A 13,681-nucleotide genomic window follows, 5' to 3' on the forward strand; every position below is an offset into this window, starting at 1 on the left:
GGGTTCCGTGGCTCGTCCCGCTACACGTACGTGAACCACTCCTCGTGGTCGTCGGTGCGACGCTCCACGAGGTCGAAGAACGCGGTCTGGAGCTCCTCGGTGATCGGGCCGCGCCCGCCGTTCCCGATCTCGACGTTGTCGACCTGCCGGATCGGCGTCACCTCGGCCGCGCTGCCGGTGAAGAACAGCTCGTCGGCGGTGTGGAGTTCGCCGCGAGAGATGCTCACGTTGTCGTGGACCTCGTAGCCGCGTTCCTCGGCCAGCGTGATCACCGTGTCGCGGGTGATGCCGTCGAGGATCGACTCGCTCAGGCCGGGCGTGTAGAGTTCGTCGTCGCGCACGAGGAAGATGTTCTCCCCCGGCCCCTCGGCGACGTTACCCTCCTTGTTCAGGACGATCGCCTCCTCGAAGCCGTTGCGGCGGGCCTCCTCGCCGGCCAGCATGCTGTTGACGTACAGCCCGGTGGTCTTCGCGTTGGTCGGGATCTGGCTGGATGCGTGCTTGCGCCAGGAGGAGACCTTCACCTCGATTCCGTTCCGTAGCGCCTCCTCGCCGAGGTAGGCGCCCCATGGCCACGCCGCGACCGTCACGTCCGTCGGGCAGTCGCCGGGCGAGACGCCCAGCGAGTCGTAGCCGTAGTACGCCAGCGGCCGGACGTACGCCGAGTCGAGGTCGTTGCGTCGGATGACCTCGAGCGTCGCCTCGGTCAGCTCCTCGCGGGAGAAGTCGATCTCCATGTCGTAGGGCTTCGCGGACTCGAAGAACCGGTCGAGGTGCTCCTCCCAGCGGAAGATGGCGGTCCCCTCCTCGGTGTCGTAGGCGCGGACGCCCTCGAAGATGCCCGTACCGTAGTGCATCGCGTGACTGAGCACGTGGATCGTGGCGTCCTCCCAGTCGACGTACTCGCCGTTCATCCAGATCGTCCCGTCCTGCTCCATCTCCTCGAAGGCGCTCATACCCGCATATGTGTTCGGCGGGGTCTTAAAATCGGCAGAAACGGCGACTTAGCCGAGCCTGGTCAGCAGGTCCCGACCCTCGACGTACACCAATCCCTCGCGTTCGGCGTAGGCGCGCGCGTCGGCGGGCGTCCGCGCCTCGCCGGTCTCGCCGTCGACCATCTCGCAGACGACCGCCGCCGGCTCGCGGTCGGCGGCGGCCGCCAGCGCGAGGCCGAGTTCGGTGTGGCCCCGTCGGTCCGCCAGCAGGTTCGGCGCCCCACGCAACAGCGTCACGTGGCCGGGGGAGCGGAACGCCTCCGCGAACGCGTCGGCGTCGAACTCGCCGTCGTCGGCGGCGTCGGCGGCGGCGCCGAGTTCACGGATCGTCAGCGCGCGATCGTCGTCGGTGATCCCGGTGAACGTCTCGCGGTGGTTCACCGGCAGCGAGAACGACGAGCGGTCGTCGTAGTCCAGATGTGCCGCCTCCGCGGCGGGGTGCTCGAGCGCGTCCGCGAGGAAGGGGAGCTCCCACGTCTCGGCCACGCCGTCGCTGAGCGCCACGCAGATCAGCCCCCCGGCGTCGTTGCGGAGTCGGCTGACCGCGTCGGGATCGACCGCCGCCGCGGGGTAGACGATGTCCACCTCGCCCTCGCGGTCGGCGGCGTCGTGGATCAGCACCGGCTCGCCGCGGGCGAACGCCGCCCGCGCGGCCTCGACCGCGTCGACGGGGTCGGTTCGGGTCGAGCTCATGCTTCCTCGATCTCCACGAGGACCTCGTCGTCGTCGGCCAGTCCTAGTTCGTCCCGCAGCATCTCCGGGGCGATGATCTCGATCTGGTCCTCGTCGTGGTGGGTCCGGTCGGGGACGATCACGTGGACCGGTTCGACGCCCCCGGCGTCGGCCTCCAGCCGCGCCGGGTAGCAGGTCGCGGAGCCGTACGTTCGCTCCTCGTCCTCCCACTCGTCGATGGGGACGCCCTCGACGGCCGCGAGTTCGCTCCGGTTCCGGGTGCTCTCCTCGTCGAGCGCGACGTTGAGCGTACCCGGGTACGGGTCGTAGCCCAGCCGCTCCTCGAACTGGCGGTTGTACCCCGGCAGCGAGATGTAGTGGCGCCCCTCGCCGGCGCCGGCGGTGACCGCGCCCGACAGGGTGAGCGCGGCGTCGTCCTCGAACAGCCGGCGGTAGTCCGCGTACTCCTCCCGGAGCCGGGACTTCCCCGCGGCGGTCAGCGCGATCCACTGGCCGTCGGCGACGACCTCGCGCTCGATCAGGTCGGCCGACTCCAGCCGCTGGAGGCGCCGTGAGGCGGTCTGACTCGACGCGTCGAGCCGGTCGCCCAGCGCCGCACACGACACTTTCCGCTCGCCGTCGACGCCCCCCTCGAGCGCGATCCGTTTCAGCGCCGCCACCTCGGCGGCGTCGACGCCCGCCGTCGTCTCTTGCATAGGCCCCACTTCCGTATCGAGACGCTTAACGATACTGGATATGGGATGCGTCCCGTAATCGTTACGAATGTGGAGTCCCCGCCTACGTCCCTCGGTTGTGGGCCGGCAGCCGGCGTCACGGGATCGAGATACCGTCTGTCGCGTGTGGCTCCGGGCCCTCACGCTTCGGAAGCCCCTTTATTCATCGGGCGGAACGGTCGCCCATGTTCATCGAGTTCCGGTCGGCGGTCGAGGACGCCGTCGCGGCCGCGCTGGCGGCGCGTGACCTCCCGACCGACGATCTCGGCATCGAGGAGCCACCGGAGGGCGTCGACGCGGTGCTCGCTTCCAGCGTCGCGTTCCGGCTCGCGGGCGAGGTCGGCGCGCCGCCGCCGGAGGTCGCCGCCGACGTGGCCGCGGCGATCGACCCCGCAGGCTACGAGTACCTCGGCGAAGTCACCACGCAGGGTCCCTACCTCAACTTCGCGCCCAACGAGGCGTACTACGCCGACACGCTCGACGCCGCGGGTGCCGACGACTACGGCCAGCGCCCGCCCACGGGGGAGTCGGTCGTCGTCGAACACACCTCCGCGAACCCGACCGGGCCGGTTCACGTCGGCCGCGCGCGCAACCCCATCATCGGCGACGCGATCGCGAACGCGCTCGACTACGCCGGCTACGACGTGGAGCGCCACTACTACGTCAACGACGCCGGGCGTCAGATGGCGCTGTTCACGTGGGCCTACGAGAGGTTCGACGAGGCCGACCTGCCCGAACCCGAGCGCGACAAGCCCGACTACGACCTCGTTCGCTACTACCGCAAGGGGAACAGCTACCTCGAGGACGCCGACGAGGCCGCCGTCGAGGAAGCGGAGGCCGAGATCGAGTCGATCATGCAGGGGCTCGAGGACGGCGACGAGGAGACTTACGAGCGCGTGACCGAGGTCGTCGACGCCGTGCTCGACGGGATGACCCAGACGCTCTCCCGGCTCCCCGCCGAGTTCGACGAGTTCGTCAAGGAGACGCGGTTCATGCGCTCGGGCGCCACCGACGACGTGATCGAGCGCCTGCAGGCCCTCGACGAGGCCGTCTACGAGGACGACGCGTGGCAGTTGGACCTCTCCGAGCACGGCATCGAGAAGAACTTCGTCTTCCTGCGCTCCGACGGGACGACGCTCTACACGACTCGGGACATCGCCCACCACGAGTGGAAGTTCGACAACTTCGACCGCGCGGTCACGGTCATCGGCGAGGACCACAAGCTCACGTTCGAACAGCTCAACCAGACGCTCGGGCTGCTGGGCCACGACACCGGGAAGCTCGAGCAGCAGTTCTACTCCTGGGTGAACCTCCCCGGCGGCGAGGGAATGAGTACCCGCGAGGGCACCGGCGTCGACCTCGACGACCTGCTCGACGAGGCGGTCGACCGCGCCCGTGCCGAGGTCGAGTCCCGTATGGACGACCGCATCCGCGAGGACGACCTCACCGAGGACGACGTGGAGCGGATCGCTCGACAGGTCGGTATCGGCGCGGTTCGCTACGACATCGTCGCCAAGCAGCCGAGCAAGACGATCACCTTCGAGTGGGAGCGCGCGCTGGACTTCGAGGCGCAGTCGGCGCCGTACGTCCAGTACGTCCACGCGCGCTGTCGCGGGATTCTCGACGGCGAGTCGGTGCCCGAGGGGATCGACCCCGACCTGCTCGCGACGCCCGAGGAGCGCGATCTCCTGCGGACGATCGCACGCTTCCCCGCGGTCGTCGAGGGCGCCGCCGAGGACCTCGAACCCCACCGCGTCGCGACCTACACCCGGACGTTCGCCGAGCGGTTCAACGCGTTCTACCGCGAGTGCCCCGTGCTGACCGCCGAGAACGAGGAGCTCCGGGACGCGCGACTGGCGCTCGTCGCCGCCGCCGCCCACACGATCGGGAACGCGCTCGACGTGCTCGGCGTCGCCGCGCCCGAATCGATGTGAGCGTCGGCGACGGTACAACGCTCGACTGTCGACTGGCCGCGTCTCGACGGGGTTCCTGCCGCCGGCGGGATCGGGCGACGGCGCGCGCCCGCGGGCGTGAGACGGCGGCACGTACAGTCAACAGGTACTTACACGCGATAGCACCTATCTTGACGTAATGAGTACCGACGCCGAAGAGGCCAGCGAGGACCGCCGGAAGTACGAGTTCCGGAAGGTCCTCGAGGAACTGGAGGAGTACGAGGGATCAGGAACACAGCTCGTCACCATCTACATCCCCGAGGACCGCCAGATCTCCGACGTCGTCGCCCACGTCACCCAGGAGCACTCCGAAGCGGCCAACATCAAGTCCAAGCAGACCCGGACCAACGTCCAGGACGCGCTCACGTCGATCAAGGACCGCTTGCGCTACTACGACACCTACCCGCCGGAGAACGGGATGGTGATCTTCTCCGGCGCCATCGACGCCGGCGGCGGCCAGACCGACATGATCACCCGGACGCTCGAGTCGCCGCCGGACCCCGTCGAGTCGTTCCGCTACCACTGCGACTCGGACTTCTTGATCGAGCCCCTGGAGCACATGATGGCCGACTCCGGCCTGTTCGGCCTCATCGTGCTCGACCGCCGCGAGGCCAACGTCGGCTGGCTCAAGGGCAAACGCGTCGAGCCGGTCAAGTCGGCGTCCTCGCTCGTCCCCGGGAAGCAGCGCAAAGGTGGCCAGTCCGCCCAGCGGTTCGCCCGACTCCGACTGGAGGCGATCGACAACTTCTACCAGGAGGTCGCGGAGATGGCCGACGACCTGATGGTGCCCAAGCGCCACGAGCTCGACGGCATCCTCGTCGGCGGCCCGTCGCCGACGAAAGACGAGTTCCTCGACGGCGACTACCTCCACCACGAACTGCAGGACAAGGTGCTCGGGAAGTTCGACGTGGCCTACACCGACGAGTCGGGGCTGTACGACCTCGTCGACGCCGGGCAGGAGGCGCTGGCCGACCAGGAACTGGTCGAGGACAAAGAGCAGATGGAGGTGTTCTTCGAGAACCTCCACACCGGCAACGAGGCCACCTACGGGCTCGTCCCCACCCGGGAGAACCTCGTGATGGGCTCGGTCGACCGCCTGCTGCTCTCGGAGGACCTGACCGAGGACGTGGTGGTCTACGAGTGCCCCAACGGGCACACCGAGTACGAGACCGTCGAGCGCCGGCACAACACGTCCGACCACGAGTGCTCGGAGTGCGGCGAGCCCGCCGAGGTGCAGGAACGGGAGGACGTGGTCGACCACCTGATGCAGATCGCCGACCAGCGCGGGACCGAGACGAAGTTCATCAGCACCGACTTCGAGAAGGGCGAGCAGCTGCTCAACGCCTTCGGCGGGATCGCGGGCATCCTGCGCTACGAGACGGGCGTCTAAGGCCACCTCTTTGGCGTCGCCGGCCCAACGGGCCGGCCATGAGCACCCTCACGACCCTCCTGTTCTGGGCACCGATCGCGTTCGTCTTCGTCGCGACCGCCAGCTACGCCGGCGCGATGGCGGCGCTCAAACGCTACCACGACGACGAGTCGTTCTCGGCGACCGACGTGATCCGGATCGAGGAGAACGACGACGGGTCGGACGGCCGCTGACCGGCGGACGCGCTCCACCGACGCCCCTCGCGACGAACTGTCGGGGTTACCGGAACGACGCCAGCTGCTGGCGCCGACGATCGACATCGTACGGCGGGTCGAGCGTCGACGCGCCGGCGAGTCGCTCCAGTGCCAGCGGCACGTCGGCGCCCGCCCGCTCGGCCGCGTCACACAGCTCCTGGATCGCCGGACGGTTCAGCGCCAGCGAGTCGAGCTTCCCCAGCACGAGCGCGAACGCGGCGCCGCCACGTCCCGTCGGGAACGACTCGTGGATCCGCGAGAAGTCGGCGTCGTCGGGGGCGACTGCGGCGGCGTCGGCGTCGCTCGCGGCGACGGTCCGTAGACAGGACGTACAGATCGCGCTCTCCGCGGCGGGCGCGTGCTCACGGAGCGCCGGCGGGACGACGAACGCGACGACCGGTTCGCCACACGCCGGGCAGGACACGGTTCAGTCGGCTTTCGGGGAGGCGGTCGTGGCGCCTTCCCGCTCGTCGGCCTCGATCTCCTGCTCTTCGTCCTCCTCCTCCTCCTTCTTCGCCTTGATCTTCTTGAGCCGGAAGATCTCCTCGCGCTCCTGCTCCTCGAGCTTCTGCTCGATGTACTCCTGGTTCTGCTTGAGCTCGGGGAGCAGTTTGAACTCCAGGGCGTTCACGCGGCGCTTGGTGGTTTCGATCTCCTCGAGCATCTTCTTCATCGCCGTCTCGACCTCGGCCGCGAGGATGATCGAGTCGATCAGGTCCTCGTAGGCGTCGGCGGTCTCGTCGATGCGGGCCGAGGAGCCGACCAGGCCGTACCCCCGCTCGTCGAGCGGTTTCCGCACCTTCGACGCCTCGATCTGGGGCACCACGACGCCCATGATGTTTTTGGACTGGGTGGTGATCTCGGGGTGCTCCTTCAGCGCGGCGGCGGCGCCCCGCACCGCGACGTCGCCCTCCATCGCGCGGGCCATGTCGAGTTTCTGCTGGGCGGTCTGGTAGTCGGCCTCGACCTCGCTCCGGATGTCCTGGGCCTGGTCCAGGATGTCCATGAACTCCATGATGAGGCCGTCCCGCTTCTGCTCGAGGGTGTCGTGCCCCCGCTCGGAGAGTTCGATGCGGTCCTCGATCGCCATGAGGTTCTTCCGGGTCGGTTTGACGTCCTTGGCCATTCTTGGGGGAGTATTCCGGCCGGAGTCGGTTAATAGTTGTTAGTCCGGCCGGCGTCGCCGCTCGCGGGTCGGTTTCGTCGGGGGAACTGATCGCGAGATCGGCGACGACGGCTGGTCACGCGCGGCGATTGGTTACACACGCATCGGTTCCGTGAGGGTGACACGGCGGTCACCCTCGCTCACGCACCGTGACTGGCTACGTCTGCTCGCGGACGTTCCAACCCTGCTGCATCTCGTTGTGCTTGCGCTCGAGGAACGAGTAGACGGCGCCGTGGGGCGCGCCGTCGAGGATCATCCCGGCCGCGCGCCGCACGGCGTCGACCTCCTCGGGCTCGCCGATGATCCCCAGCGTCGAGCCGTAGATTACCACGTTCGCGCCGGTGAGCTGTTCCATCAGCTCACGGGTCCGGCCGTCCTCACCGATGAGGCGGCCCTTCTGGCGACGCAGGTCGTTGTCGTTGCGCGTCTGTTCGGTGAGGTCGATGAGGTCGAGCCGTCGGAGGTCGCTCTCCAGCATCTCGAGCGCCGTCTCGGGCTTGAACCCGCGACCGATGGCCTTCACGATATCGGGTGCGGCCATCGCGTCGATGGGGTCGCCCACGGTCTCGATGCCCACCGACCCGTCTTCGGAGTCGATATCGAGGCGGACGCCCGCACGCTCCTCGATCTCCCGCATCGTCTCACCGCCGGAGCCGATGAGGACGCCGATGCGGTCCTGTGGGACCGTTACGTGTTGCATGACGGGATATAGATGCTGCAGAGTTGTAAGGGTTCCTCGTCGGCGGCTCTCACTCGGGCTCGCCGCTCGGCTCGGGTTCGGCCTCGGTGACGTACGCCTCCAGCTCCTCGCCGGTCACGTCGATCCCCTGCCGTGAGAAGAAGGCGGCGACGTTCTTGCAGTCGCGTTCGAGGAACTCCTCCGAGTTGGGATGGTGGACGGTGACCGCCTGCCCCATGTCGATGATCACGAGTTCGCCCTCGTGGACGATCATGTTGTACTCCGAGAGGTCCCCGTGGACCAGCCCCGCCGCGTAGAGCCGGCGCATGTACTCCCGCACCACCTCGTAGGCCTGCTGGGGGTTCTCGACGTCGACCTCCGCCAGCCGCGGCGCGCGGCGCTCGTCGGCCTGGCCGACCAGCTCCATCACCAGCACGTTCCGCTGGACGGCGATGGGTTCGGGCACGCGGACGCCAGCCTTCTCGGCGCGCTTGAGGTTCGCGAACTCCTTGCGAGTCCAGGCCAGGACGGTCGATTTCTTGTTGTCCTCCAGCCCCTCGAACCGCGGGTCGCCCGCGAGGTACTCCCGCATCTGGCGGAAGTCGGAGGCGTTGATCCGGTAGATCTTGACCGCGACGTCGCCCGCCTCCCCGCGGGCCTCGTAGACGTTCGCCTCCTTGCCCGTCGATAGCGGGCCGCCGAAGGCGCCGACGTGCCCGTCCTGGACGAGCTTGTACAGCGCACCCAGCGTCGCGTCGTCGAACGCGCCCTGTTCGACTTTGAGTCGTTCGACGTTCTTCAGCCGCTTCCGGAACTCGTCGAACTCCCGGTCCTGCTTGCGGGCGGTGCTGTCGGCCTCGGTGTCGGCGACCTCGATCTCCTCGAACTCGTCGCCGGGCTCCGCCATCTCCTCGTCGACGAAGCCGTAGTCCTCGCTCATTCACTCGGACTTGGGCGTCGCGGCGTAAAAGGGTGGTCCGCGCCGATCCACGGCGCGTGACCTGCCGCCGGCTCCGACCGGCGGTCACGAAACCTATGCCGTGATCGTGTGAGCCGAAAACGCCCGCGCCGATCACGTCGACGAGAACGAAGCTCTCGTCTGCCAACGAGGGACTCCGTCCCTCGGGCAACCTGGCTTCGCCCGGTGACGGTCGGATGTCGTCCGACAACGGTCTCCCGCCGCGGTCGGTGTCAGACGTTCCCGGTCACGTACCCGCCCTCCCGTAGCTGTTCGGCCTCGCGGTTCTCGTAGCGGTGTTCGATGTCGGCTTTCTCGTCCTGCCAGTCCCACGGGCTCACGAGCACGAGATCGCCCTCGCGGATCCAGTCACGTTTGCGCATCCGTCCGGGGATGCGGGCGGTGCGTTCTTCCCCGTCGGCACACCGGACCTGGACTCGGTTCGCGCCGAGCATCTCGACTACCTCGGCGAACAGCTCGTCGTCCTCGGGGGCCCGGATCCCCTCGGGGAGGTCGTCGTTGCTCATCAGCACCGCCTTGGACGCTGGAGTGGTTAAGCGCTGTGGGATTTCGGACCGGCGAGAAACCTCGTCCCCGTGGACCCACCCGCGGTTCGTCGTGAAACCCGGGACCGCCGTCGTTTTTACCGCACCCCTCGCAGTCGGGGGCATGTACGAACGACTCGGTATCGGTGGCGTCGTCGGGCTGCTGCTCGTCCTCGGCGGGATCGCGCTGGTCGCGTGGCAGGCGCCGATCGTCGCCGCCGGCCTCGCGTTCGTCCTCGCGGGGCTGGCGCTGGTGGTGCGTGCGCTCGTCGGGAACGTGATGCGGCAGTTCGGAATGGTGTAGCCGAAAAAGGAACGCTCAGCGACGCTGCTCCATCAGCTTCTCCCGCCCCGGCTCGATCAGCTCGTCGAGGTACTTCGCCAGCGTCGGCTTCGCGTCGGCGGGGTGGAGTTCGCCCGACGCGAAGTCGGCCTCCAGCTCCGCGTAGCTGTCGTACTCCAGATCGCCGCCGTACTCCTCGGGCCGTTCGACGACGACCTCCTCGAAGCGCGGGAACACGTGGTACTCGAAGATCTCGAGCACCGGGTTGTTGCGCTCCTCGCCGTCGTCGGTCGGTTCAGGGTCGACCTCGCCGGCCGGACAGAACGCGCCGTTGACCTTCTCTGCGATCTCCTCGGGCGAGTCCTCCATCGAGATGGTGACGCCGGAACTGCTGGACATCTTCCCGATCCCCGTCGAGAGTTCGGAGATCAGCGGCGTGTGGAGACAGGTCGGCGACTCGTAGTCGATGCTGGGGAGCGTGTCGCGGGCCAGCATGTGGACCTTCCGCTGCTCCATCCCGCCGATCGCGAGGTCGATGTCGAGGTACTCGATGTCCAGCGCCTGCATCAGCGGGTAGACCGCCTGTGAGACGGTCACCGAGTCGCCCGAGCCGATCTCGCTCATCGCCCGCTCCGCACGGGAGAGCGTCGTCTCCAGTTCGAGCGCGTGGAGATCCAGCACGTACTCCTCGTCGAACTGGAACTCCGAACCGAGCACGAACTCGGTGTTCTCCTCGTCGAGCCCGTAGGCGACGAACTGCTCCTGCATCCGCGTCGCCGTCTCGCGGATCTCCTCGAAGCTCCCCTTTCCGTTGAGGTAGGCGTGGACGTCCGCCAGCAGGATCACGACCTCCATCCCCGCCTCCTGCAGGTCGATGAGCTTGTTCGCGCCCAGCATGTGGCCGATGTGGAGGACGCCCGAGGGCTCGTAGCCGACGTAGGCGCGCTTGCCCTCGGGGTTCTCGGCCAACTCCTCGACCTCCGCCTCGGTGACGACCTCCGCGGCGTTGCGGGTGATCAGGTCGTGTGCGTCCATGGTTGGGGATTTCGGAGCGGGAGGTTAGGCCTTCTGGATGCGTGTTACCGTCCCGACCGCGTCGACGCCCGGCAGTCGGGATTTTTCGTGTTGCCGGTCGAACACGGGGTATGATCGGGCAACTGCTGCCGCCGAACTGGCTGCCTGACGTGGTTTCGGCGTACGACCAGGTCCTCTCGGAGCTGTTCTGGTTCACCGTCGGGTTCGCGGTCATCTATCTCGTCGGCCGGTTCGCCGTCGTCCCGGCCGTGGGTCGCGTCGTCAGGTCACGCAACCGCAACAACCCCACCATCGAGACCGCCACGCGGACGTACCTCCGGGTTATCGTGATCTCGTTCGCGACGCTGACGGGGGTCATCGCCGCCGGCTACGGGAGCGTGTTCTCGGAGTCGGCGGTCGTCATCGCCGCGATCACGTTCGTCTTCGGCATCTCCGGCCAGCAGGTGTTCGGCTCGCTCATCAGCGGGATGTTCCTGGTCGCCGACCCCGACTTCAACGTCGGCGACTGGATCGAGTGGCCCGGCGGGGAGGGAACCGTCGAGGCGGTCGACTTCCGCGTCACTCGCGTTCGGACGCGCGACAACGAGACCGTCTCGGTTCCCAACACCGAACTCACGAGCAACGCGCTCACTCGGCCCTACGGCCGGACGCGTTACCGGGTCACTGAGAAGGTCTACGTCGCCTACTACGAGGACACCGAGCGGGCGCTGCTGGAGCTCCGACAGACGGCCGAGCACGGCGACGCCGTACTCGACGACCCGCCGCCGAACACGCGCGTCCTCGACCTCGGGGAGAACGCCATCACGATCCAGGCGGAGTTCTGGATCGGCGACCCGATGGACGCCGACATCGTGACCGTCCGCTCGGACTTCCGCCGGCGGGTGAAACGGCGCTTCGACGAGGCGGGGATCACGCTGGCGCCGCCGTCAGCGCAGTTGCTCTCGGGCGAGATCACCGTGACTGACCGGGACGGCGATCCGTCGACGCCGAAGCCGGACGGCGCCTGAGAGTCTACGTCCCGCGATCCTCCAACCGCTCGTCGGCGCGGTGTTCCGAGATCACGCGGTCCATCATGCTCTCTGTCTGCTCGCGCCGGCGCTCCTCCGCCCGGTCCTCCCAGTCCGAGATCGCCCCCTCGACCTCGCTCTCGCGGGCCACCGCCAGTTCGTCGATCTCCTGGATCGTCACGGGGTCGGCGGGCGCGACCGGGATCCCGTGGTCGAACAGCACCGCGTCGGCCTCCTCCGAGAGGTTCCCGTTCTTGAGCACCAGCCGCGGCTCGGTCTCGGCCAGCCGTTCCGCCGTCGACGTGCCGGCGCCGCTCGCGTCCCGGAGGTAGACCACGTCGCCGGACGCGAGGCCGAACTCCTCGTCGGCGCGCTCGATCGCGTCGCGGGTGAACTGCGGCAGCACCTTCACGGCGACCAGGTCGCGGTCGCCCGCCACGTCGCTGAAGTCCGAGTGGTCGATCTTCCAGAGCGTCTTGAGCCGGGCGAGCTTGTCGTGGAGCTGTTCGTTCTCCGCGATCGCCTCGTCGCGCTCGCGTTCGAGGCGTTCCGCACGGCGCTCCAGGCGGTTGACCTCCCGGCGCTCGCGGGCCTCGCGGCGCTCCCGCTTGCGGGCGTCGCTGAGTTCGCGCTCGTACTCCCGGATCTCGTTCTCCTTCTCCTCCAGTTCGGCTTCCAGCTCCTCGGTGTGGCTCTTGAGGCGCTCGACCTGCGCCTCGAGGTCGCGGATGCGCTGCTCCTCGTCGGTGAGCTCGCGCTCCTCGTGTTCCTCGTCGTCCGCCTCCCCGCCGTCGTCGTCGCGCAGGTCACGCAGCACCGCCTCGACGGACTCCTCGCCGGAGACGACGCGGGCGATCACCTCCTCGCGGTCGAACTGCGGGGGGACCTTCGCCGCGATGCGCTCGAACTGGTCCGCGTGGTCGTCGACGGCGTACAGCGCCGCCGCGAGCGCGTCGCGCTCGTGGTCGTTCTCGTAGGCGTGGTCCCGGGTGCGGTGGAGCTTCTCGTCGACCGGGAGGTCGCTCTCGGGGATCCAGCCCGCGGCGTCGAAGCTCCGCCGGAACTTCTCGACGGTCTCGGGCATCGGCGTCACGTCGGCGGCGACCAGCATCGGTCGCCCGCGCTCGATCAGCCACTCGGTGAGTTCCGCGGTGTCGCCCGTCCGCGAGGAGTAGAGGTCGTGGACCGTGCCGTCGATGCCGACGACGGCGGCCGCGGTGGTCGTCCCGGGGTCGATGCCGACGATCACGTGGTCCCGCCGCTTCACGAGCGGTTCGAACTCGATGCCGTCCCGGCGCTCGCGCTCGATCTCGATGCGCACGTCGCCGTTCCGGGTCGCGGAGATCGGGATGTCCTCCGGGCGCGCCTCGACGGTGAAGATCGCGTTCGAGAGCCCGCCGTACTTCTCGGTGGCGTCCTTCTCGTAGTCGAGGTTCGCGTCGTCGAGCTCCGACTCCACCTCCCGAGCCGCCTTCCGGACGTTGCCGTGGATCCGGCGGGTGTAGCGGTCCTGGCTCCACCCTCCCTTGCCGGTCGAGCGCCCGCGGGCGACCTTCACGGTTGTCGTGTCGCTGAAGGCGGTGACGCGCTGGCCGACGTTCCGGTGGGCCAGCCGCGCCGCCGCCTCGGCCTCCTGCATCGGTTTCTTGCCGTAGGGCACGCCGTAGCGGGAGGCGACCCGGGAGAGGGGTTCGGGCCGGTTCGCGCCGGTCACCTGGACGAGGTCGGTGCCGGCCGGGAGGCCCCGGAGGAAGCCGACGAGCGCGTTCTTGTCGGCCGCGAGTTCGTACATGTTGTCGACGGCCAGCCGGGTGGGCTCCTCCCCCTCGATCAGCCGGCGGAGCTTCCGGCGCGAGACGGCGTCGCGGTCCAGCCGCTCCTCGTCGGGGCGCAGGATCACGAGGGCGTAAGTGGGCGAGTCGCCGCGGGCGTCGCCGCTCTGGATGTCGACGCCGAAGACCGGCCCGTCGGTTGGGCTCGGGGCGTTCACAGCCGGGGTTGGCGCTTGCCGGCTAAATATCCGACGCCGGTGG

Annotated in this window: 15 protein-coding genes; 5 read left to right on the forward strand and 10 right to left on the reverse strand. The window is 68.5% G+C overall.

The features are described 5' to 3' along the window. Positions 1–20: 20 nt before the first annotated feature. Genes BMZ83_RS04785 through BMZ83_RS04795 form a run of 3 tightly spaced genes read right to left on the reverse strand, consistent with a single transcriptional unit; the run spans position 21 to position 2,383 of the window. Complete coding sequence (locus tag BMZ83_RS04785) at positions 21–956, reverse strand: branched-chain amino acid transaminase (RefSeq protein WP_074876228.1); 936 nt, start codon at positions 954–956, stop codon at positions 21–23. 48 nt (positions 957–1,004) lie between these two features. Beyond that, positions 1,005–1,688: a 3,4-dihydroxy-2-butanone-4-phosphate synthase gene (gene ribB, locus BMZ83_RS04790; RefSeq protein ID WP_074876230.1), complete on the reverse strand. Its 684-nt coding sequence runs from the start codon at positions 1,686–1,688 to the stop codon at positions 1,005–1,007. Continuing rightward, positions 1,685–2,383 carry a DUF120 domain-containing protein gene (locus BMZ83_RS04795; RefSeq protein WP_074876232.1) on the reverse strand — a complete coding sequence of 233 codons (699 nt, stop codon included), beginning with the start codon at positions 2,381–2,383 and terminating at the stop codon, positions 1,685–1,687. Before BMZ83_RS04795 ends, ribB begins: the two co-directional genes overlap by 4 nt. 203 nt (positions 2,384–2,586) lie before the next feature. On the opposite strand from BMZ83_RS04795, the gene argS reads away from it, so the two are divergent. The 3 genes from argS (at position 2,587) to BMZ83_RS16755 (ending at position 5,955) form a co-directional block, all read left to right on the forward strand. Then, positions 2,587–4,335, forward strand: a complete 1,749-nt coding sequence (argS, locus tag BMZ83_RS04800) for an arginine--tRNA ligase (RefSeq protein ID WP_074876233.1) — start codon at positions 2,587–2,589, stop codon at positions 4,333–4,335. Between the two features lie 157 nt (positions 4,336–4,492). Continuing rightward, positions 4,493–5,743 carry a peptide chain release factor aRF-1 gene (gene prf1, locus BMZ83_RS04805; RefSeq protein ID WP_074876235.1) on the forward strand — a complete coding sequence of 417 codons (1,251 nt, stop codon included), beginning with the start codon at positions 4,493–4,495 and terminating at the stop codon, positions 5,741–5,743. A 38-nt stretch (positions 5,744–5,781) separates the two neighbouring features. Further along, positions 5,782–5,955, forward strand: a complete 174-nt coding sequence (locus tag BMZ83_RS16755; RefSeq protein WP_166623205.1) for a hypothetical protein — start codon at positions 5,782–5,784, stop codon at positions 5,953–5,955. Positions 5,956–6,001: 46 nt separating this feature from the next. On the opposite strand, the gene BMZ83_RS04810 is transcribed toward BMZ83_RS16755, so the two are convergent. From BMZ83_RS04810 to eif1A, 5 genes are all read right to left on the reverse strand, one after another. Then, complete coding sequence (locus BMZ83_RS04810; RefSeq protein ID WP_074876237.1) at positions 6,002–6,400, reverse strand: DUF6276 family protein; 399 nt, start codon at positions 6,398–6,400, stop codon at positions 6,002–6,004. A 3-nt stretch (positions 6,401–6,403) separates the two neighbouring features. Continuing rightward, a complete protein-coding gene (locus BMZ83_RS04815; protein ID WP_074876239.1) occupies positions 6,404–7,102 on the reverse strand; it encodes a V-type ATP synthase subunit D in 699 nt (232 codons plus the stop codon). A gap of 196 nt (positions 7,103–7,298) precedes the next feature. Next, positions 7,299–7,841, reverse strand: coding sequence for a KH domain-containing protein (locus BMZ83_RS04820; protein ID WP_074876241.1), 543 nt, complete (start codon positions 7,839–7,841; stop codon positions 7,299–7,301). Between the two features lie 49 nt (positions 7,842–7,890). Further along, positions 7,891–8,760 carry a serine/threonine-protein kinase Rio1 gene (gene rio1 / locus BMZ83_RS04825; RefSeq protein WP_074876243.1) on the reverse strand — a complete coding sequence of 290 codons (870 nt, stop codon included), beginning with the start codon at positions 8,758–8,760 and terminating at the stop codon, positions 7,891–7,893. A 251-nt stretch (positions 8,761–9,011) separates the two neighbouring features. Then, on the reverse strand, positions 9,012–9,305 hold the full coding sequence (gene eif1A / locus BMZ83_RS04830) for a translation initiation factor eIF-1A (protein ID WP_074876245.1): 294 nt from the start codon (positions 9,303–9,305) through the stop codon (positions 9,012–9,014). A gap of 142 nt (positions 9,306–9,447) precedes the next feature. Between eif1A and BMZ83_RS04835 the strand changes: the two genes are divergently transcribed. Beyond that, entirely contained in the window at positions 9,448–9,627 is a 180-nt protein-coding gene (locus BMZ83_RS04835; RefSeq protein WP_074876247.1) for a DUF7470 family protein, read from the forward strand. 15 nt (positions 9,628–9,642) lie between these two features. Here BMZ83_RS04835 and BMZ83_RS04840 read toward each other — a convergent pair whose 3' ends face one another. After that, the gene (locus BMZ83_RS04840; protein WP_074876249.1) at positions 9,643–10,641 is read right to left on the reverse strand and encodes a tyrosine--tRNA ligase; all 999 of its coding nucleotides are present in this window, start codon (positions 10,639–10,641) and stop codon (positions 9,643–9,645) included. 110 nt (positions 10,642–10,751) lie between these two features. On the opposite strand from BMZ83_RS04840, the gene BMZ83_RS04845 reads away from it, so the two are divergent. After that, positions 10,752–11,648 carry a mechanosensitive ion channel family protein gene (locus BMZ83_RS04845; RefSeq protein WP_074876251.1) on the forward strand — a complete coding sequence of 299 codons (897 nt, stop codon included), beginning with the start codon at positions 10,752–10,754 and terminating at the stop codon, positions 11,646–11,648. 4 nt (positions 11,649–11,652) lie between these two features. Here BMZ83_RS04845 and BMZ83_RS04850 read toward each other — a convergent pair whose 3' ends face one another. After that, entirely contained in the window at positions 11,653–13,638 is a 1,986-nt protein-coding gene (locus tag BMZ83_RS04850) for a DUF460 domain-containing protein (protein ID WP_074876253.1), read from the reverse strand. Positions 13,639–13,681 lie beyond the last annotated feature (43 nt).

The sequence above is a fragment of the Halolamina pelagica genome, from assembly GCF_900115675.1.
Classification (GTDB): Archaea; Halobacteriota; Halobacteria; order Halobacteriales; family Haloferacaceae; genus Halolamina; species Halolamina pelagica.